Annotated in this window: 26 protein-coding genes and 1 tRNA gene; 21 read left to right on the top strand and 6 right to left on the bottom strand. The window is 62.4% G+C overall.

Annotated features, from left to right (window positions below):
* Positions 1-118: 118 nt before the first annotated feature.
* The 15 genes from CF15_RS02630 (at position 119) to CF15_RS02560 (ending at position 8757) form a co-directional block, all read left to right on the top strand.
* On the top strand, positions 119-1177 hold the full coding sequence (locus tag CF15_RS02630; protein WP_058370406.1) for a 2-(3-amino-3-carboxypropyl)histidine synthase subunit 1/2: 1059 nt from the start codon (positions 119-121) through the stop codon (positions 1175-1177).
* Between the two features lie 10 nt (positions 1178-1187).
* Positions 1188-1853 carry an METTL5 family protein gene (locus tag CF15_RS02625; RefSeq protein WP_168371224.1) on the top strand — a complete coding sequence of 222 codons (666 nt, stop codon included), beginning with the start codon at positions 1188-1190 and terminating at the stop codon, positions 1851-1853.
* A complete protein-coding gene (locus CF15_RS02620) occupies positions 1816-2436 on the top strand; it encodes an exosome complex RNA-binding protein Csl4 (RefSeq protein ID WP_058370404.1) in 621 nt (206 codons plus the stop codon). The genes CF15_RS02625 and CF15_RS02620 overlap by 38 nt, the downstream gene beginning before the upstream one ends.
* A 26-nt stretch (positions 2437-2462) precedes the next feature.
* Positions 2463-3089, top strand: coding sequence for a DUF2067 family protein (locus CF15_RS02615; protein ID WP_236698192.1), 627 nt, complete (start codon positions 2463-2465; stop codon positions 3087-3089).
* A gap of 23 nt (positions 3090-3112) precedes the next feature.
* Entirely contained in the window at positions 3113-3418 is a 306-nt protein-coding gene (locus tag CF15_RS02610; protein WP_058370402.1) for an RpoL/Rpb11 RNA polymerase subunit family protein, read from the top strand.
* Positions 3399-3752 carry a hypothetical protein gene (locus tag CF15_RS02605; protein ID WP_168371223.1) on the top strand — a complete coding sequence of 118 codons (354 nt, stop codon included), beginning with the start codon at positions 3399-3401 and terminating at the stop codon, positions 3750-3752. Before CF15_RS02610 ends, CF15_RS02605 begins: the two co-directional genes overlap by 20 nt.
* A 113-nt stretch (positions 3753-3865) precedes the next feature.
* On the top strand, positions 3866-4210 hold the full coding sequence (locus CF15_RS02600; RefSeq protein ID WP_058370400.1) for a transcription factor S: 345 nt from the start codon (positions 3866-3868) through the stop codon (positions 4208-4210).
* Positions 4203-4433 (top strand): hypothetical protein, encoded by a 231-nt coding sequence (locus tag CF15_RS02595; RefSeq protein ID WP_058370399.1) that lies wholly within the window; start codon positions 4203-4205, stop codon positions 4431-4433. The genes CF15_RS02600 and CF15_RS02595 overlap by 8 nt, the downstream gene beginning before the upstream one ends.
* Before the next feature lie 104 nt (positions 4434-4537).
* A complete protein-coding gene (gene pcn, locus CF15_RS02590; RefSeq protein WP_236698191.1) occupies positions 4538-5269 on the top strand; it encodes a proliferating cell nuclear antigen (pcna) in 732 nt (243 codons plus the stop codon).
* 3 nt (positions 5270-5272) lie between these two features.
* A complete protein-coding gene (locus CF15_RS02585) occupies positions 5273-6427 on the top strand; it encodes a DNA primase small subunit domain-containing protein (RefSeq protein ID WP_058370397.1) in 1155 nt (384 codons plus the stop codon).
* A gap of 28 nt (positions 6428-6455) precedes the next feature.
* On the top strand, positions 6456-6914 hold the full coding sequence (locus CF15_RS02580) for a hypothetical protein (RefSeq protein ID WP_168371222.1): 459 nt from the start codon (positions 6456-6458) through the stop codon (positions 6912-6914).
* 102 nt (positions 6915-7016) lie between these two features.
* Positions 7017-7301 (top strand): 50S ribosomal protein L44e, encoded by a 285-nt coding sequence (locus CF15_RS02575; protein ID WP_058370395.1) that lies wholly within the window; start codon positions 7017-7019, stop codon positions 7299-7301.
* A 3-nt stretch (positions 7302-7304) separates the two neighbouring features.
* Complete coding sequence (locus CF15_RS02570; RefSeq protein WP_201783076.1) at positions 7305-7505, top strand: 30S ribosomal protein S27e; 201 nt, start codon at positions 7305-7307, stop codon at positions 7503-7505.
* A gap of 192 nt (positions 7506-7697) precedes the next feature.
* The gene (locus CF15_RS02565; protein ID WP_058370394.1) at positions 7698-8501 is read left to right on the top strand and encodes a translation initiation factor IF-2 subunit alpha; all 804 of its coding nucleotides are present in this window, start codon (positions 7698-7700) and stop codon (positions 8499-8501) included.
* Positions 8502-8538: 37 nt separating this feature from the next.
* Positions 8539-8757, top strand: coding sequence for an RNA-protein complex protein Nop10 (locus tag CF15_RS02560; protein ID WP_058370393.1), 219 nt, complete (start codon positions 8539-8541; stop codon positions 8755-8757).
* 47 nt (positions 8758-8804) lie between these two features.
* Here CF15_RS02560 and CF15_RS02555 read toward each other — a convergent pair whose 3' ends face one another.
* Together CF15_RS02555 and CF15_RS02550 are read right to left on the bottom strand one after the other, a co-directional pair.
* Positions 8805-9311 carry a CDP-2,3-bis-(O-geranylgeranyl)-sn-glycerol synthase gene (locus tag CF15_RS02555; protein WP_070807807.1) on the bottom strand — a complete coding sequence of 169 codons (507 nt, stop codon included), beginning with the start codon at positions 9309-9311 and terminating at the stop codon, positions 8805-8807.
* Positions 9296-9886: an AAA family ATPase gene (locus CF15_RS02550; protein WP_058370392.1), complete on the bottom strand. Its 591-nt coding sequence runs from the start codon at positions 9884-9886 to the stop codon at positions 9296-9298. Before CF15_RS02550 ends, CF15_RS02555 begins: the two co-directional genes overlap by 16 nt.
* A gap of 98 nt (positions 9887-9984) precedes the next feature.
* Between CF15_RS02550 and CF15_RS02545 the strand changes: the two genes are divergently transcribed.
* The 5 genes from CF15_RS02545 to CF15_RS02525 are packed head-to-tail and all read left to right on the top strand — an operon-like array spanning position 9985 to position 14790.
* Positions 9985-10575 carry a hypothetical protein gene (locus CF15_RS02545; RefSeq protein WP_058370391.1) on the top strand — a complete coding sequence of 197 codons (591 nt, stop codon included), beginning with the start codon at positions 9985-9987 and terminating at the stop codon, positions 10573-10575.
* Between the two features lie 25 nt (positions 10576-10600).
* Positions 10601-11884, top strand: coding sequence for a Clp1/GlmU family protein (locus CF15_RS02540; RefSeq protein WP_058370390.1), 1284 nt, complete (start codon positions 10601-10603; stop codon positions 11882-11884).
* A complete protein-coding gene (locus tag CF15_RS02535; protein ID WP_058370389.1) occupies positions 11872-13173 on the top strand; it encodes a UbiD family decarboxylase in 1302 nt (433 codons plus the stop codon). Before CF15_RS02540 ends, CF15_RS02535 begins: the two co-directional genes overlap by 13 nt.
* A gap of 3 nt (positions 13174-13176) precedes the next feature.
* Positions 13177-14361, top strand: a complete 1185-nt coding sequence (locus CF15_RS02530) for an aconitase X catalytic domain-containing protein (RefSeq protein ID WP_058370388.1) — start codon at positions 13177-13179, stop codon at positions 14359-14361.
* Between the two features lie 30 nt (positions 14362-14391).
* On the top strand, positions 14392-14790 hold the full coding sequence (locus CF15_RS02525; protein WP_058370387.1) for an aconitase X swivel domain-containing protein: 399 nt from the start codon (positions 14392-14394) through the stop codon (positions 14788-14790).
* Here CF15_RS02525 and CF15_RS02520 read toward each other — a convergent pair.
* Positions 14787-15209, bottom strand: coding sequence for an Sjogren's syndrome/scleroderma autoantigen 1 family protein (locus tag CF15_RS02520; RefSeq protein WP_058370386.1), 423 nt, complete (start codon positions 15207-15209; stop codon positions 14787-14789). The genes CF15_RS02525 and CF15_RS02520 overlap by 4 nt on opposite strands.
* A 154-nt stretch (positions 15210-15363) precedes the next feature.
* Here CF15_RS02520 and CF15_RS02515 point away from each other — a divergent pair, with 154 nt between their 5' ends.
* A complete protein-coding gene (locus tag CF15_RS02515) occupies positions 15364-15636 on the top strand; it encodes a stationary phase-response protein (RefSeq protein WP_083494588.1) in 273 nt (90 codons plus the stop codon).
* Positions 15637-15739: 103 nt separating this feature from the next.
* Here CF15_RS02515 and CF15_RS02510 read toward each other — a convergent pair whose 3' ends face one another.
* From CF15_RS02510 to CF15_RS02500, 3 genes are all read right to left on the bottom strand, one after another.
* Complete coding sequence (locus tag CF15_RS02510) at positions 15740-15943, bottom strand: aCcr1 family cell cycle regulator (protein ID WP_058370385.1); 204 nt, start codon at positions 15941-15943, stop codon at positions 15740-15742.
* Between the two features lie 143 nt (positions 15944-16086).
* A tRNA-Leu gene (locus CF15_RS02505) sits at positions 16087-16174 on the bottom strand.
* A 52-nt stretch (positions 16175-16226) separates the two neighbouring features.
* Complete coding sequence (locus CF15_RS02500; protein ID WP_058370384.1) at positions 16227-17660, bottom strand: ribonuclease FAU-1 family protein; 1434 nt, start codon at positions 17658-17660, stop codon at positions 16227-16229.
* Positions 17661-17663 lie beyond the last annotated feature (3 nt).

Raw genomic sequence — 17663 nt, 5'->3', positions numbered from 1 at the left:
CACCTCCTCTCTCCAGCTAGCCGGCCCCTTCACCCCCCGGGCCACATTCGGGGCCCTCAGGCGCGGGCAGTGCTATCGGGGTGCTCCCGGGTCCGGGCCACTGGGTGCATGGGCTGTCTTGGCCTGGGAGTGTAGGGGCTGCTGCACGGTCATAGACGGCTACATGTTCGACTTCAACCATGTCGCGGAGGCCGTCAATACCAGGCGGTCCGAGCTGCTCATCCTCGAGGCTCCACAGGGCATGGTTAGGCTTCTCGAGAGGCTAGCCGGCTTCCTGGAAGCCTGTCTCGGCGTGCGTGTCGCTGTAAGGCTGGAGCCCTCGTTCGGCGCTTGCAGTGCCTCCCTGGACGCACTAGACATGTTCGGAGGCCGGGCTATACTGGTGCATATAGGGCATGGCGAGTACGTCTACCCCCTCTGCTGGCGGGGCAGCTGCTCCCAGGGGCTCCCCGGCGGCGTGTATCTCGTCGAGGCAGAGTACCTCGGCGGCGACCCCGAGGCCTTATCCTCCAAGCTCCTAGAGGCCCTGGAGAGGCACGGCTGGTCTAGGGTGGCTGTCGGCTATTCGGTCCAACACCGTAGGCTTGCAGCTATGATTGCTGGGAAGCTCTCCAGCTCCGGCGTAGTGGTTAGGGCTGCCAGCAGCGTGCTCGGCTGCTATTACTACAACCTGACCAAGCTACGGGGAGCCGTGGATGCCTACCTGGTAGTTGCTGGAGGATACTTCCACGCCCTCGGCCTCGGCCTGGCGCTCGGCGGCTCCAAGCCCGTGCTCCGCGTCGACCCCTACACATCCAGTGTCGATGACATAGGCGGCCTTGTCTCAAAGACCCTGGCCAGGCGGTACTGGTTAATGCAGCAGGCCTCTAGGGCCTCAAGCCTGGGCATTATAGTGGGGCTTCTGCCGGGCCAGTACCGGCCCTGGATAGCTGACTACCTCTCCCGGCTAGCGGAGAAGAGGGGTATAAGGCACCGCGTGATACTCGCCAGGTACCTCTCGAGAGAGTATCTCGACAACCTCTCCCCGGGCGACTACGACGCCTTCGTGGTCACCTCTTGCCCGAGACTGGCCATAGAGGATCTGGGAGACTACTACAAGCCAGTGCTCACGCCGGCCGAGGCCAGGATAGTGCTTTCGGGCGGAATCACGTCGCAGGACTACACATTTCCCTGGTGACATGGCCGCCTTGAAGCCCCTAAAGGTTTCGAGGCTTGCCGTCCTCCTGGAGAAGCTTGTTCCCAGGCTCCCCAGGCCTAAGCGCATCTATGAGCAGTACCGTACACCGCCGGAGATAGCGCTAGATATGGCCCTATGCATTGCCCTCGAGGACTGCGGCTTGGCGGTTGACCTGGGCTCGGGAACCGGTATGCTCAGCTATGCAGTATCGCTGGTTACAGCGGCCTACGTTGTAGGCATCGACATAGACTCGGAGGTCCTCGAGGCTGCAAGGGGATCGGCGCTCTACCGTATGAGTCTAGTAGACTTTGTAGCAGCCGATGTTGCCAGCCTGCCTCTACGAAGGCTCGAGGACGCCTGTATTGTCGAGAATCCCCCCTTCGGCGTCTCAAGAAGGAGGGTTGATCGGCTATTTATGGAGGCGGGTATTGACCTGGGAGCGCGCCTGGTCTGCAGCCTCCACTACGCGGGGGAGGGTGTGAAACGCTACCTTTCCCGCCTCTTCTCCTCCGCGGGCTACACGGCGGAGTTCCTTAGGGTTTACCGCTTCCCCATACCCGCTATGTATGATGGCCACGTCAAAAGGATACATTACATACCGGTGCTGCTGCTGAAGGCCCGGAAGGGGACGCAGAGCCATGGCGCTGAGGAGCATCGAGGAGCTGGCGGGGCGTAGAGTGTTCCCCGGAGAGCCCCTCTGCACGGTGGAGGAGTTCATACCAGGCGACGGCGTCTATGTGGACGACGGCTTGATACGGGCGGCGCGCTTCGGGAGAGTAGAGGTAGACATGGCTTCTAGGAGGATAAGCGTGAAGCCTTTCTCAGCAAAGCCCAGGCTACCTAGGCGTGGCAGCGCAGTCTACGGCATCGTGTACGCGGTCCCGCGGGAGGAGCTAGCCCTTGTCAGGATATTCGCGGATGAGCGCATGGTGCCCTATAACGGGTTCTTCAGTGGCGCACTACACATAGTCCAGGTAGCCGACTCCCCCGGCGAGAGGAGCATATACGACTACGTGAAGCCCGGCGACTACATACGCGCAACGGTCATGTCCTCCACCCCGCCCTTCATGCTGTCCATGAAGAAGTCGCAGGACGGCGTAGTGCTGGCCTACTGCTCTGTCTGTGGAGCCCCTCTTTACCGCGTCCCAGGTAGCCCCAGGCTCGTCTGCCTGCACTGCGGCAATGAGGAAGATAGGAGGGTATCCCCACTCTACATACTCACCGCCCGGCGCAAGAGGAGGCACAATGCTGGAGCGTAGCGGCCCTGAGGGTGACGGGCTTGAGGGTGGTAAAGAGGAAGCTCTACGTGGTAAACGCTCCACCTGGTGTGCCTATCGAAAAGCTGTATGAGAAGATAGGCAGTGCCCTCAGAAGCAACTATGCCGAGGTAAGCATTAGGGATGGAAAAGTGTATGTAGAACTCGTAGGCACCGACTATGAGATCAAGGACACCTGGTACCGTGTGAGGCAGGCCTTAGCCGAGCTATGGGAGATCTACAAGCTGGAGACGAGGCGGGAAGCCTCCATAGAGGCCATAGTGAAGGAGGCCGGCAGGACCTTCCCGCCAGAAGCCCTTGTCCATGCCCTCCTGCTCCGCGGTTACGATGCCCGGCTGAGCGAGGACAAATCCATACTCTACACCGACGCTCCGCCGGAGGAGGTGATAGAGCTTGCTAGGAGAATAGCCGAGGTTATAGAGGGCCTCAGGTTCCGGGTAAAAGGGGCGGCGGCCAAGCGGATGATAGCTGCTCTCGCGGCTGGACTGGGGGAGGACCCCGAGAGGGTGATAGAATACGGGCTCCGCTCCAGGGTTCTTGAAGAGACCGAGGAGGGGCTCGTTCTCCGGGAGGAATGGCGCCGCGGCTTGAGGAAGATAGCGGTACTGCTTAAGGGGGCTCAGCTCCCCGGCTAAGGCGGCGGGGGCTGTGGGAGGCCATGGCCGAGAAGGTGAAGCTGCTGAAACGCGAGGGTAATAGCGTGGAGCTGGAGCTTGTGGGCGAGGACCATACCATGGCAAACCTGATCGCCAAGTACGCCATAAGGAAGCCGGGCGTGGTGTACTCGTCCTACATGATACCCCACCCGCTGATAGGCAATCCGGTCATAGTCCTCTCTACTGACGGCAGCAGGGATCCCCTGGACGTGGTAGAGGAGGTTTTGAGCGACATAATCAGAGATGCTAGAGAGTTCCGCCGGGCCTTTGAGGAGGCGCTAAAGTCTAATGCGAAGTGTGAAGCGTGAAGCCCGCCTCCTATACATCCAACAGTGTGGAGACGCGGCGGCAGCGGCGGTTCTGCGGGGGCAGGGTAGGGTCGAGGCCCTCTTCATAGGCGGCTCCCTCGAGGAACTGGTCGAGACAGTTAGATCCAGCAGCTTCTTCGAAGAGCTTAGGGCTGCATGGCCTCCGGGGGCCGCTGCGCGGCTGGGCCTAGAGCCTCTGAGCCTAGAGTCCTACACGCCAAGCTGCCATGCCTGCATCAAGGCGCTCTTAAGGGGTCTCTGCGCTGAAGACCCCCTGCGTCGATGGCTCCAGGGTCGTGGAGAGGACGCGGGCGGCTGGCAGCGCCGCGCGTAGGTGGAAAAGTGTAAGAGAGGCCAGGTGGCTGGCTCTGTGGGCTGGCTCCCGAAGCGTATCAATAGGGCGGAAGGGCGGCGCGGCGCAGTGGATCATAGGGGGTGCCTGGTGCCATGAAGTTCTGTCCTCGCTGTGGTAGCCTAATGGTCCTACGTACCGTTGATGGCAAGCGTGTCTGGGTGTGCCCCAGCTGTGGCTACCAGGAGGAGGTCGATGGTAACAATAGCCCGGCCCTCTCGGTACTCCGGCAGCAGATAAGACACAGTGAGAAGGAGAGGATAGTTGTTGTCAGCAGCCAGCAGAACCTAGAGTCGCTGCCTAAGACGAGGGTTACATGTCCACGCTGCGGCTACCATGAGGCCTACTACTGGGTTGTGCAGACCCGCCGCGCCGACGAGCCCCCGACAAGGTTCTTCAAGTGTGTGAGCTGCGGGTATGTGTGGAGAGAGTATGACTAGCGGCTCGTGCGTGATCGACTATAGCTACTTGGAGTATTTTGCCAGGCTGTTCGGGAAGCTCTACGAGGATGTTTTTGAGGCATACAGCAGGACTCCTCAGCACATATCGTCGAGGCCCCATATGGAGAGAGCCCTTCACCTAGTGCAATCGGGGCTGAGTGCAGCCCAGCAGCTGCTGGCTATGTGCCGTGAAGCCCAGGGCCGGGAAAAGGCCCCATCCTAATTTTACCCCGGTCAAGCCCCCAGCGTACGCTACATCCTGGGATAGGAACTGCTGGAACCCCCCGGGTCCAGGGCAGCGACGAGGTGACACCGGTCTTGAAAATTGTGTTCTTCGATGCCCGTGTCTGGCGTTACCTCGTATCGGCGATATCGAAGGTTATAGAGGAGGGCGTGTTCGTCGCAGACCCGGAGGAGGGGCTCCTCTTCAGGGCAATGGATCCCTCGCACGTAATTATGCTAGACATGCGGTTTCCCAGGGACTCTTTTGAGGAGTTTGATCTAGAGGAGCGTAGGGAACTCGGCCTCAACCTCGACGATGTCGCTAAAGTCTTACGCCGAGCGGGGAAGGAGGACCGGCTAGAGATAAATGCTGACGAGAACTCGGTGAGCTTCAGCTTCATAGGAAAGGGTGTGCGCACATTTACCCTCCCCCTGCTCGACATAACTGCCGAGCAGCTTCCCGAGCCCCAGCTAGAGTTCAAGGCCCACGTCAAGGTTATGAGCGACGTGTACCGTGATACTATAAAGGACGTGGAGCTCATAGGTGACGTGATAAGATTCGTAGCGGAGGGCGACGAGTTCAAGGTATCGTCCTCAAGCGAGCTCGGCGAAGCCGAGATAATATACACGCGTGAGAGCGGAAGCCTTGTAGACCTCGAGGTGGACGGCTCCCAGCAGGCAAGCTACACGCTCGAGTACTTCAGCGACCTATCAAGCGCCTCCAGAGTGGCCGACATGGTTACAATCCACTTCAGCACCGACATGCCGGCTCTGGTGGAGCACGAGCTCCCCCAGGGCGCTAAGTTCAGCTTCCTAATAGCCCCGAGGGTAGAATAACCGATGCCGGAGGAGGGCCTGCGGGCCAAGGCCGCTAGGACTAGGAGGCTGTTAGAGAGGCTCACCCGCGAGTACTATGAGAAGCGGGATCCTAGCCTTCCCAGCGACTTTGCTCTCAGAGAGTTTGCCGCACAGACCTGGACCGGCAAGAGCTATATACGCCACCTCTCCTTTACAAGCGCCTCGCAAGTCAAGCAGTTCCTAGTCGAGAGAGCGCCCCGCCACTTCTACTACTCCTCCGCCCGCTACGACCAGCCGGGGCTGGACGATATGGATGCTAAAGGATGGCGCTCCGCCGACCTTGTATTCGATATAGATGCCGACCATCTGCCCGAGTGCAGCGGTATGACTGTGGAGGTCGAGACCCCCCTGGGGGAGAAGACCTCCTTCATAGACGAGAAGTGCATCAAGCCCGCCGCGCTGAGGAGTGTGCTCCTCTACGACATACTGGTCGATGAGCTGGGCGTTGAGGAGAAGCAGGTGGCGCTAGAGTTCTCGGGGCACCGTGGCTTCCACCTGACGGTCTACCTCCGGGACTCTGACGAGCTGGCCCGGGCCGGGCAGGATATACGCCGCGAGCTGGTCAACTACGTCAAGGCAGTGGGGCTTCGCGAGGAAGTGCTCGAGCCCTGGCGCAGCCTCAGCCTACGCAGAGGGAGACCCTCCCCCATACCCCCGAGCATAGACCTCGCCGGGGCAAGGGGCAGGCTAGCTAGGGTGATGTACAGGCTAGCCGAGGCCGCCGGCCGCCGGGATCTGGCGCGCCGCCTTACGGGCCGTGTCCAGATGAGCTACGAGGAGTACCAGAAGCTCTTCGGCGAGCTTGAAGCCCGGGCCCGTGAGCTGCTGGGCGTGGAGGTAGACGAGCAGGTGACTGTGGATACGCGTAGGCTAATCCGTGCCCCCTGGAGCATCAATGGGAAGACCGGGCTCCCAGTGGTGCCTCTGAGCCTGGACGCCCTCTACGGCTTCACGCTGTCGGAGAGCCTGTCGCCCTTCACAAGCTATGATACGCTGAGGATCGAGATAGTGGCGGATATACCTGCCACTGTGACGGTGCTGGGTAACCGGCTGCGGCTGCGGAGGGGAGATAAGCCTAGGCTGCCGGCTCCCGTGGCTGTCTACCTGCTGGCTAAGGGGGTAGCTGTAGTGGCCTAAGCCCCCGGCAGCCCAGAGGTGGGTAGTATTGTCTGTTGAGGGGGAGTATGGTCTCTCCCTGTTACTGGATGCTTTGAGGAGGGTTCTCGACTCTGGCAAGCTTGGGGAGCTATTAGAGGCCGGCCTCCGGTTCCATGGCATGCTTGCCCGTAGCCTCCTGGATCGGCATGCGCTTGAGCATAAGCGTGTACTTGTCCGCTACTTCGACATGGTAGGGGAGGTAAAGGAGCTTGCTAGAGAGGTGCTGGTGGAGGCTGCAGGAGCGGGCGTCGATGAGGCGGAGACATATGCGAGGCTTCTTGCCGGCGAGCTGGTTTACGGCAGGCAGTGTATGCCGGTGGTGCTCCGCCAGCCCCTGGGCGTTAAGGGCGGTCTTGGTAAGCCTGGCGCCTACACGTGCATGGAGCCCTCTAGGGCGGTTAAGCTGATAGCAGCGGGGCTCGCCGAGCCCGTGGAGACCGGCCTGGCCTTCAGCCAGGCGCGGTGAGGGCGGCAGCCCTAAGGGGCCCATCTATAGAGTATTTAATTTAAGTCTGGGAACCCCCTGGGGCCCGGTATACGGGGTTCGGTAGGGTAGCGGTGCAGCGCCATGAAGGTGCCCAAGGTTATAGTCACCTACTGCCCGCGCTGTAAGACGCATACACCCCACTCGGTGACGATATACAAGCATGGTAAGAGGCGTAGCCTAGCTGAGGGTGAGCGAAGGTATCGTAGGAAGCAGGAGGGCTATGGTAGCAAGAGGAAGCCGGAGCAGAAGCGCTTCGCCAAGGTAACCAAGAAGGTTGTACTCAAGCTCAAGTGCCAGAAGTGTGGCTATATACTGCACCGTAGGGGGATCCGGCTGAAGAAGGTCGAGCTCGTGGAGGTGAGGTAGCCTATGGTGAGCCGGCTGAAGGTACTGGTCCCCCAGCCGAGGAGCAAGTTCCTACTCGTCCGCTGCCCCGTCTGCGGCAACGAGCAAGTGGTGTTCAGCCACGCCACCTTTCCTGTCCGCTGCCTGGTCTGTGGAGCCCAGCTAGTGGAACCCACCGGCGGCAAGGCCAAGATACTCGGCCAGGTGGTCCGCGTCCTGGGCTAGCCCAGCTTTTTCACCCGTGCTCTCGGCCCCCCTTTGCCCTCCCGGCTGCAGCATAGTGTTCCCGGTCTCCTTCTCGCTGCTGATCCGCGCCTCTGCACAAGATGGGTGGCTCTAGAGCTGCTACGTTATATTAGTAGGCCACGCATCCCTCGGGTTCCCGGGGCAGGTGTAGCCCTAGAGGGGTGTAGGGCAGTGCCTATGAGGAAGAAGGAGTTGCCCGACGTGGGAGAGCTAGTGGTGGCGACGGTGCGCGAGGTGTACGATTACGGCGCCTACCTCAACCTGGACGAGTATGGCGGCCTGGAGGCGTACCTACCCTGGAGTGAGGTCGCCTCCCGCTGGGTGCGCAGCATACACGACGTGGTGAAGCCTGGCCAGAAGATAGTAGTCAAGGTTATCAGGGTCAATAGGCGGAACCGCCAGGTGGACGTGTCGCTCAAGCGTGTCAACGATAATGAGCGCCGCCGCAAGATGATGGAGTGGAAGAGGGCCCAGAAGGCGGAGAAGATACTGGAGATAGTGGCGCAGAAGCTGGGGAAGAGCCTGGACCAGGCTTATGAGGAGGTAGGGTGGCGCCTCGAGGAGGCCTATGGGGAGCTGATGGCAGCCTTCGAGGAGGCAGCTATACGCGGCGAGGAGGCTCTCCGCAAGGCCGGCGTCCCGGAGGAGTGGATACAGCCGCTGCTCGAGGAGATAAGGCGCCATGTAGAGGTGAAGAGGGTAAGGATAGGCGGGGTCATAACGGCTAGGAGCCTAGCGGGCGACGGTGTGGAGCGCATAAAGAAGGTGCTACTCGCGGTGAAGAACGCTATAATGAAGTCCTCTGGTGATATAAGCGTCAGGCTCTACACTATAGGCACGCCCCGCTACAGGCTTGAGCTAGAAGCCTACGACTACAAGACCCTCGAGAAGGCTCTAGAGAAGGGCCTAGAGACCGGCAGGGCCGAGGCCGAGAAGTTGGGCGTGAGCTTCGACTTCACTAGGGAGAGGCGGTAGCGCTGAAGCCCCGGGAGGCCCGAGGAGGGTGGCGACAATGAGGTGGCTCATGAGAAGGTGCATGGTCTGCGGCAGGTACACGCTTCGGCGCGACCGGTGCCCCCTCTGCGGTGGCCCTCTAGCGGTTCCCCATCCGCCCCGCTTCTCGCCGGAGGATAGGTACGTTGCCTACAGGTACCGCATGAAGCTGATGGCCGGGCTGATAAAACCTGGGGGCTCCGGCAGCGGGGAGGCGGGGGAGGAGCGTAGCAGGTGAAATGGGGGACCCACGTGGCGGGCCCCTCTGCGGCGGCCTTGGGGCTTCTACCAGGGTACCTGCTTCAGCCTCAGCTTATTGGCCGCAATGTTGGTGGCGCGGTGCAGCATGAACACCGCCGGCGCCAGGAGCACCGCGGTTAGAGGATCCACCACGAGGCCGAGAGTATAGAGGAGCAGCAGGGCCCCGGAGTAGAAGTCCAGCTGGTCCAGCACCGGGGCGGGCGCTCCACGCTCAAGGCCGAGCCTCCTCTTTATGAACGCGGCGAGCATGTCCCCGATCAAGGCTCCCAGAGAGGCGGCGATGCCGCCCCAGAGTATGAGGGGGCGGCAGGTGAGCGAGGCTAGGAGGAGCGCCACTATCGAGCCATACAGGGTGCCTAGCGCCAGCCCCTCCCAGGTCTTCCCGGGGCCCAGCAACGGCCTTCCGTCGATGAACCTCCTGCCCCCGTCGATCGGGGTGCCCCTGTGGCCTAGGAGGACGGGGGAGCCGTTGGCCGCGAGAGCTGGCAGGAGGACGAGCACGGTCTCAGTGGGGGTCAGCAGTCTAGCCACTCCACTCCTCCCTCTACTATGCGGAACTCCGCCTCCAGGCCGCCGGGCCTCTCCAGGTGGAGCCTCCTACGCCCGGGCGAAGCGTATTCAAGCCTTACCATGTTATGCGCCCACATCTCCAGCCCCTTCGCCGCCACAGGCTCGTAGGAGTTGCCCGCGCTGTGTACCTGGGCGGTCTCCACCACGGGTACCCTATAGTCTTCGCTTAGTTTGAAGAGCGCGGCGGCCAGGAGCAGTGTGGTCTCATAGGCCTTCTCCACCCCGCTCCGGGCGAAGAAGTTCACGCTATCCACCACAACTATGTCGTTTAGCGGGAGGCTCTGCTGGGCCAGCAGCTCTAGGAAGTCTGTATGCTGTAGCGCCTCGTACACCGTGACCCGGCTCATATCCACGCCCATCCGCTCGGCGCGCTTCACGAAGTCCAGGCCCTCGGTGGTCAGGTATAGGCATCGCGAGCTGCAGTAGTCCTTTAGGAACTCTAGTGCGAGCATTGTCTTACCTACACCCGCCGCGCCGTACACCAGCACCACGCCGGGCCAGGTAAGGGCTTCCAGGAGCTTCCTACAGACAGGCAAATATTCTCCCCGTAAGCCGGGTCACTGACTCCGGGTTGGCCAGGTCCCCACCGGCCACGCCTGGGAGGCGCACGGTTATTATATGGAGTAGCGAGCCAGTGCTCGCTAAGAGGCTGGTGGAGCTAGCCAGGCTTCTCGGTGTAGGCTACCGGGTCCCCCGGGGCCCGGCCCCCTGCAGCGACGGCGAGATAGTGGTTGCAGACCACCGCTCCCTGGAGAGCCTTGGGGAAGGCTGCGGGAGAGTGGTGATCCTAGACGAGGGGGAGGGGCCGATAGCCGGGCTTCTGGACTTCGTAAAAGCGGTCCAAGGCCGCCTCTACGAGGCTATACTGGGCGTCGACGTGGGCTCCTCGAAACTCGCCTACGTGCTTCTCTCGGCGGGCGCGGTTCTCTATAGCGGCTTCGAGCCGCCGGGCTCCAGGCGGCTGCTTGGCTGGATATGCAGCGCCTCTAGGAGGCATCCGGAGCTCGTGGTAGCTGTGGGCTCCTCTCCCTCGATGGCTGGCCGCGCCCTGGGCCTAGTGGAGGAGCTTAGAGCCTGCGGCGCCCGGGTGTACCTGGTAGACGAGCACAGCTCAAACCGGGCGCCCCTGCTGGGGGTGCGGGGCGCCGAGAAGCTGGCTGCCGACGACCTCCGTGCAGCTGCCGCTATAGCGCTCCGCGCGTTCATCGAGGGATATCGGCTCTAGAGGGGACTTGGCGGGGGCTCCAGGTATGCGTATCAGCATCCGGCTGGAGCCTGGCCAGGTTGTGAGGGCCACCGGCCCCCTCCGGGCGCGCGTATCCTACGGCCAGGTCGTGGTGCTCGGCGCGGTTTTCAACCACGGGGACGAGTTCGTCGTCCACAAGCACCGCAGCTACGCGATAAAGGCCCTTGTAGAGTCTAGCGTCGAGGTCGAGGTGGGCTACGGGGGCTCGCTTGAGCGGCCGGAGCCGGGCGAGGAGGTTGTCGATACCTGGCTCCGCAGCGTGGACGACGCGATCCGCAGGGGCTGCAAGAGCTTCATGGTGCTCGGCCCCGTGGATGCAGGCAAGTCCAGCCTCTCGGCTATGATACTGAACCGTGCCCTCCTCCGCGGCATGAGGGCTGGCGTGGTAGACGCTGACGTGGGCCAGGCGGATGTAGGGCCACCGGCCTGTGTCTCCGCCGCCGAGGCTCGGCGGCCCCTGCTATGGCTCCGCGAGCTGAGGGCCGAGTACATCAGGTTTGTTGGGAGCATAACTCCCCAGCGGGCCGAGCGCAGAATAGTGGCAGGGGCTGTGGAGCTCGCCCTCCGGCTGCGCAGCCGGGGCATCGAGGTCGTCGTGGTTGATACTGACGGCTGGGTACAGGGAATAAACTCCATAGAGTATAAGGCTGAGATAGCCAGGTACATACCCGTTGACATGGTGTATGTGGTTGGCGACGAGAAGCTCTACCACATGGTTGAGAGGCTTTTCTCCGGGCAGCGCTGCGGCGTCGCCTACCTGCCAAGCCCGGCTTCGAGGAGGGAGCGGAGCAGGGAGGAGCGCAGGGAGCTGCGGAGCCAGGCCTACCGCAGGTACCTGGAGCCCCTCTACGAGAGGGACATAGACCTCGCCAGGGTCTCTGTCTACGGGAGCTGCTTCTTCTCCGGCGCCCGGCTCCCCGGGGAACATGTGAAGACGCTCCAGCAGCTCCTCCGGGCCCCCGTGCTAGCGGCTAGCGAGACCCACGACACGCTTTACGTGGTTACCCTGGGGCAGGCGGATCCCGGGGGTATTGAGAGGGCTGCCTCAGTCTACCAGAAGCAGATGTATATACTCGACAAGAACCTGGCCATCAACGCCCTGGTGTCCCTCATAGGCCCCGATGGGGAGGAGAAGGCGCTGGGTCTGCTACGCGATATAGACTTCCAGAGGATGGTGGCTCGTGTGGCTACCCCCTATACCGGCGAGGTTAAGGGATTAGTTCTAGGAGGTGTCCGGCTTAGCGAGGACTACGAGGAAACGGGGAGGCCGCTGAGATGCGTAATATAGATGCTTCCGTGGAGCTGTTCCTTGAGGAGGCCAGAAGCCGTGGAGCCAAGCTTGTGGAGGCTCCAGAGCCCCTCGATCCCCGCTACGAGGCCGCACGCTTGATAAAACAGTATGACGGCCGCGGTATAGTGGTGTATCGTGTAAGGGGCTTCGGGTGGCCCTTCGCTTCAAACCTGATAGCTGGGAGGGAGACACTCTACTGGGCCCTCGGCGCGGGCAGCGATGTGGAGGCCTACTCCAGGCTCTCCCGTGCCCTATCCAGCCCGGGGGGCTTCGAGGAGCGCCGGTTCAGCAGCTTCTTCGAGGAGGCCGGCTCCGGGGTCTCCCTCCTCCCAGCCCTGCGGTTCTACGAGAAGGATGGGGGATCTTACGTCACCTCGTCGATATTTATAGCATGTAGGGGGGATGTGTGCAACGCCTCCATACATAGAATAATGGTGAGCGATGATAAGAGCTATGCAGCTGTAAGGGTTGTACCCCGCCACCTCTACAGGATGCTCCGCGAGGCGGGGGACAAGGGGCTCCCGGTAGCGGTTGTCATAGGTGTCGACCCCCGCGTTCTTCTGGCCGCGGCTTCGAGCCCCTCCTACGGCGTGTTCGAGCTGGGCATAGCCTCTGCCCTCCTAGGCGGCCTGGCTGTTTGCCGTACTCCCCTCCACGGGCTGCCGGTGCCCTGCGGCTCCTCGATGGTTATTGAGGCTAGGCTGGGCCCCGACCGGGCGCCGGAGGGCCCCTTCGTAGACCTCCTCCAGCTCTACGACCGGGCCAGGGAGGAGCCCGTGCTCCATGTGGAGCACGTCTATGTAAACAAGGTCTACAAGCCCTACATGCATGTAATACTGCCCGGCGGCTACGAGCACATGATGCTAATGGGGTTCCCCAGGGAGGCTGCGATATACGAGGCTGTGGCGCGCACTGTGCCTCATGTGAGGAAGGTGCGGCTCACCCCCGCGGGGGGTATGTGGCTGCATGCTGTGATCTCTATCGAGAAGCAGCATGATGGCGATGGGAAGACTGCCGGCCTCGCGGCGCTAGCAGCTCATCCCAGCCTCAAGCACGTGGTTGTTGTAGACAGCGATATAGACCCCGATGACCCGTGGGAGGTCGAGTGGGCCATAGCCACCAGGTTCCAGGCTGACAGGGGGCTAGTCGTTATCCCTCATGCTAGGGGCTCCACGCTTGATCCGAGTGCCAGGGAGGGGCTAACCTACAAGCTTGTCCTGGACGCTACAGCCCCTATACGCGAGCGTGAAAGGTACACCAGGCCTAGGATAGGGGGTAGCAGCTGAGCCATGTACCTCACCCGGGAGGAGGAGCGCATCCTCAAGGGCGAGGAGGGCCCGGCCCGCCAGCTGGCTATGAAGCTCCTCGTCCGCATAGGCGAGGCTCTTGGAGCGGAAAGGCTCATAAGGATAAGCCATGCGCATGTCAGCGGCGTGTCGTACAGCAACATAGGAGACCCGGGCCTCGAGTTCATAGAGGGCCTGGCTTCCGGCGGGAGGGTAGCGGTCTACTCTACATTCAACCCCGCCGGCGCCCCGCTGGGCATGGATCCCCCCTACCCTGTGCCGAGGGAGCATGTGGAGAAGCAGGCCAGGATAGTGAAGGCCCTCCTCCGTATGGGGTTCGAGCCCAGCGGGACCTGTATACCCTACGCGCTGCGCAGGCCTAGGCCCGGAGAGCACCTGGCATGGGGCGAGTCGAGCGCGGTAGCGGTGGCTAACACTCTCTATGGGGCCAGGACCAACAGGGAGGGCGGCCCCGTAGCGCTCGCCGCCGCGCTGGTCGGGAGGACCTACCTCTGGGGCCTTCACCTGGAGGAAAACCGGCGCCCAACTATCACCGTGAGGGTCGAGACCCTGCCGAGGGGCGAGGTGGAGGCAGGGCTGCTCGGTTACATGATAGGCAAGCTGTTCTCGGGCGAGCTCCCCTACCTAGATGCGGGGAGGCTAACAAAGCGCCAGGTCATAGCCATGTGCGCGGCGGCAGCCGCCTCCGGCAGCACGGCGATGTGTGTAGTGCGCCACGTGTCTCCCGAGGATCAGGGGCCGCCGGGGGGCGTCGAGAGAGCGGCGCTAGGCCCCGATGATCTGCGGGAGGCTCGGGAGGAGGTCGAGTCCGCTAGCCTGGATGAGGCCGAGCTATTCTTCACCGGCTGTCCTCACCACCCGGAGCACGTGGTAAACCGCGTCCTGGAGTTGATGGAGGCTCACGGGGTGTCTAGGCTCCGGCGGCCGGTGTGGATAGCAGTGCCTGGCAGGGCTTCTAGGCCTCTGGCGACGCTTGCGGGGGAGCTGGCGAGGCGGAATATACGCATCCTCCCCGGGACCTGCCTAGTGGTGAGCACGCTGGGTAGGAGCGGCTTGAAGGCCATAGCAACCGACTCGGTGAAATCGGCGTTCTACCTGCCGAGGCGACATGGCGTAAGGGTGGCCCTTGCCTCCCTAGAGGATTTCGTCAAGGCTTACGGCGCCTAGCAGGGCTTGGCCCCGCCGGGGTGCGGCGCGGTGCCGGAGAGACGTGTGAAGCTGCGCGGCATCGTCGAGGGCAACGGCTCCGGAGAGACTCTCGTGGTCCACGGCAGGCTCTCCTTCTACGGCGAGGTTGACCCGGAGCGCGGCACCCTGACCGACGGCCGCAGCATAGCCGGGAGGGTGCTCATAATGGAGGGTGGGAGGGGCAGCACGGTAGGCCCCTACATCCTCTACGCCCTAGCCCGCCGCGGCCTAGCCCCCTCAGCCATAGCGGTGGTCGAGGCCGAGCCGATACTGGTCGCAGGGGCGGTGATGGCGTCGGTGCCGCTGGCCTCCGGGCTACCCCCCAGGCTCCTGGAGGAACTGAGGGACGGCTGCCGGGCCAGGCTATACTCCAAGCCGCCCAGCGCCATGCTCATCGTGGAGTGTTAGCGCCTCCCCCTCCTCCTCGGCTCCGAGGGCCCTCTCTCCTCGCCGCGGCGCTCCTCGCCGAGCGACACTGACACCATGCCTAGGATGCGCTCAACCCTCTCCAGCACATCAAGCCACCCACGTATCTCGTCAATCGCTGCAGGCTCCTGCCCAGCCTCCGCGCGCCTCATAGCCTCGCTCAGCCTATAGGCGACAAACTTCTCGAGCTCCTCAAGCACGCCCTGCACTGTGACCTTAGAGGCCTCGCTCTCATCCCTAACAATGTAGACCCTCCCGTGGACCGGGCAGACCACCTCGCCGCTCCGCAGCCGGAAGAGAGGGAGGCCGCAGATAGGGCAGCGCTCCGGGAGCATGGCGGCGCCAGCGCGCAGCAGGTCTGCCATACGGCGTACTACATCCGGGCTAGCCCTCTCGCCCACACCTCTACACCCATAAAGCCTGGAGCCGACAGCATTCACGAGGACAACGTAATAAAGCTGAACCCAGGACTGCTGTTCCAAGACGGGCCCAGGCCCTCCACCCTCGGGACCCGGGGCTAGATGCCCCGGGGCTACGTCTCCGGAGGTGATAGCAGTGGCGGCCCCCCTCTATGACAACGAGGCAAAGCTGAGGCAGGCCATGGTAATGCTCATGAGGATAATAAATGACACTGCGGTGCCGCGTAACATAAGGCGAGCAGCCACGGAGGCGATCAAGCGGCTCCGCGACGAGAGCCTCAGCCCAGGCGTAAGGGCAGCGAACGCTATAAGCATACTCGACGAGATAAGCCAGGACCCCAACATGCCGGTCTACGCCAGGACGATAATATGGAACGTGATATCATTGCTGGAGACTGTAAGGGACTGAGAACCCCCACAGAGAGGCGAGAACCTTACGCAGCACCCGAAGGAGGAAAAGAGCAGCGGACGGAACCCGCTGGGCGTTTTTACCACGCTGCCAGGGCCCGAACCTAGACTGGTACCTCTATCACGGGCGCGCGGGGATCGTACCTTACACTGTTACGGCTCTTGGGCACCTCTATACCCTCGCTCCTTAGAAGCCTCTCTATAGCCTCCCTTATCACCTCGCTTCGGGTCAGCCTACGCATCCTAGCATAGCGGTCTAGCACGGCTAGCACGTCCTCCTCTATCTTGAACGTGACTATCCGCTGCAAGGCCGCGTCCCGGGCTTAAACGGTGTTATCCTCCACGGTGTATATGACGTTGTATGTAACCCGGATCTCCGGGGAGGGGGAGGGGCGGAAGTATTGCGGCCCGGCCTGCATCCCAGGGGCTTGGGAGAGGAGATGTGCGGCAGTGGTGCGGGGGGTGGGATTTGAACCCACGCAGGCCTACGCCAGCGGGTCCTGAGCCCGCCCCCTTTGACCTGGCTCGGGCACCCCCGCGCCCAGCAGGCTCCATGCAAAAGTCTCCCGGCATTATGGGGCTTTATAACGGTTAGTCTCCCAGCGCCTTTCTAGCCTTCTCAAGCGCCTCCCGGTAGAGCTTCTCCGTAACTATCCCCGATTCAAGTGCCTTCTTCAGCTCATCCTCGTCTATGAGGCGTGGCTTCTCCCCCGGCTTCTTCACAACGTCTACTTCTAGGTCTAGATATACCAAGGCATCTTCCGCCACCTCTGGGGGCGTGTTCACGTTGACGTATATGCCCTTTACCCAGCCGTTCCTAGAGTAGTAGGTGTGCTTCACAAGCCAGGAGCCTGTGTCAATCTCCGTTACTATTCTGTCTCCGGGCTCCTTCTCGGCTCCAAGCCCGTCGTAGACGCCGCGGCTCCGTACCCGCCTCTCAATGACGACTATGAGGCGGCCGTTCTCCCGGTAGATACTTCTAACCTCGCCCCGGCCGAGCTCCACCACCCTACCGTCAAGCTTAACATGGATAATCCTGACGCTGCGCCTTGAGGAAAGCATTTCCCCCATAGTGTCGAGCAGGGCCTCCCGGAGCAGCGCCGGGTCCACGCCCCGCGCCTTGAGCTTCTCCGCGTAGTCCACAACAGTGGAGATGCTCGGTGCGAGGCTCTTCACGCTGTGATGCAGCTCTATGGTTGGGGTCACCTTGTCTCTCACCGTGTCCAGCGTAGCCTTGTCCAGGCTGCTCAGCCTCACGACGGCCACCGTCTCGCCCGGCGTGTAGACGCCGGGGCCGCCCCTCTCAGCCCTCTCCCTGGCCTCGAGGAGCGCTTGGTGCAGCTCTTCGAGGTGTCTCCGCAGGGTCTCGGCGTCGGCGTGCTGGCTGCTGCTCCTCCAGTGGACGCTCAGCCCCCGGCTAGTGTACTCCGTGGCCAGAGCCGCTAACTCGGCCCTCTTCTCCTGCATCCTTACATGCTCGCTTACCGTCACCCTAGGCCGGGGGGACTCGAAGAGTATCGCATAATCCCCTATGACGCGCGCCCCCAGGGCGAGGCGTGGCCTCTCCCACGGCTTCACTCCAGGCCTCACAACGGAGGCTACAACCTCCCTCCCAGGCTCGCAGCCCTCTTCGTCCGCAAGCTCGGCTTCAACCCCCTCCACCTCGGCTATGCACGCCTCGCCGCTGGCCCGGCCCCTCACCCTGGCCTTGACGGTGGCGTGGAGCGGTAGGCGGCTGCGCCAGTAGAATGAATAGGGCAGGGTCTCCCTAAGCTTCTCCAGAACCTTTTCGACAGCCCAAGTATAGCCTACAACCACGAGCTCTGATGGGTCGCTATCACTGTTCTTCAGTGTGACGTCGGCAGGGAGCGTCAGCTGGGGTATGCCGAACCGGCCTGCGATAACCCTTGAGGCCTGCACAACCTGGAACCCGTAGTCCAGAGCCAGCCTAGTCAGCGCTGTAGCGTAGATGCCGCGTATCCTGACACGCACCACACCGGCGCCGGTAGTCCTTCCCGCGGCCATTCC

The organism is Pyrodictium occultum (assembly GCF_001462395.1).
Taxonomy (GTDB): domain Archaea; phylum Thermoproteota; class Thermoprotei_A; order Sulfolobales; family Pyrodictiaceae; genus Pyrodictium; species Pyrodictium occultum.
Note: the sequence above shows the minus strand (reverse complement) of the source record. Positions and strands in the feature narration are given on the sequence as shown.

What these genes read in the sequence shown, in the direction of transcription:
- CF15_RS02595 (WP_058370399.1), top strand. Translation starts at nt 4,203, where the DNA reads ATGACTAGCGGCTCGTGCGTGATCGACTATAGCTACTTGGAGTATTTT.
- CF15_RS02610 (WP_058370402.1), top strand. Translation starts at nt 3,113, where the DNA reads ATGGCCGAGAAGGTGAAGCTGCTGAAACGCGAGGGTAATAGCGTGGAG.
- CF15_RS02605 (WP_168371223.1), top strand. Translation starts at nt 3,399, where the DNA reads ATGCGAAGTGTGAAGCGTGAAGCCCGCCTCCTATACATCCAACAGTGT.
- CF15_RS02540 (WP_058370390.1), top strand. Translation starts at nt 10,601, where the DNA reads ATGCGTATCAGCATCCGGCTGGAGCCTGGCCAGGTTGTGAGGGCCACC.
- CF15_RS02620 (WP_058370404.1), top strand. Translation starts at nt 1,816, where the DNA reads ATGGCGCTGAGGAGCATCGAGGAGCTGGCGGGGCGTAGAGTGTTCCCC.
- CF15_RS02575 (WP_058370395.1), top strand. Translation starts at nt 7,017, where the DNA reads ATGAAGGTGCCCAAGGTTATAGTCACCTACTGCCCGCGCTGTAAGACG.
- CF15_RS02585 (WP_058370397.1), top strand. Translation starts at nt 5,273, where the DNA reads ATGCCGGAGGAGGGCCTGCGGGCCAAGGCCGCTAGGACTAGGAGGCTG.
- CF15_RS02560 (WP_058370393.1), top strand. Translation starts at nt 8,539, where the DNA reads ATGAGGTGGCTCATGAGAAGGTGCATGGTCTGCGGCAGGTACACGCTT.
- CF15_RS02535 (WP_058370389.1), top strand. Translation starts at nt 11,872, where the DNA reads ATGCGTAATATAGATGCTTCCGTGGAGCTGTTCCTTGAGGAGGCCAGA.
- CF15_RS02530 (WP_058370388.1), top strand. Translation starts at nt 13,177, where the DNA reads ATGTACCTCACCCGGGAGGAGGAGCGCATCCTCAAGGGCGAGGAGGGC.
- CF15_RS02570 (WP_201783076.1), top strand. Translation starts at nt 7,305, where the DNA reads ATGGTGAGCCGGCTGAAGGTACTGGTCCCCCAGCCGAGGAGCAAGTTC.
- CF15_RS02600 (WP_058370400.1), top strand. Translation starts at nt 3,866, where the DNA reads ATGAAGTTCTGTCCTCGCTGTGGTAGCCTAATGGTCCTACGTACCGTT.
- CF15_RS02500 (WP_058370384.1), bottom strand. Translation starts at nt 17,660, where the DNA reads ATGGCCGCGGGAAGGACTACCGGCGCCGGTGTGGTGCGTGTCAGGATA.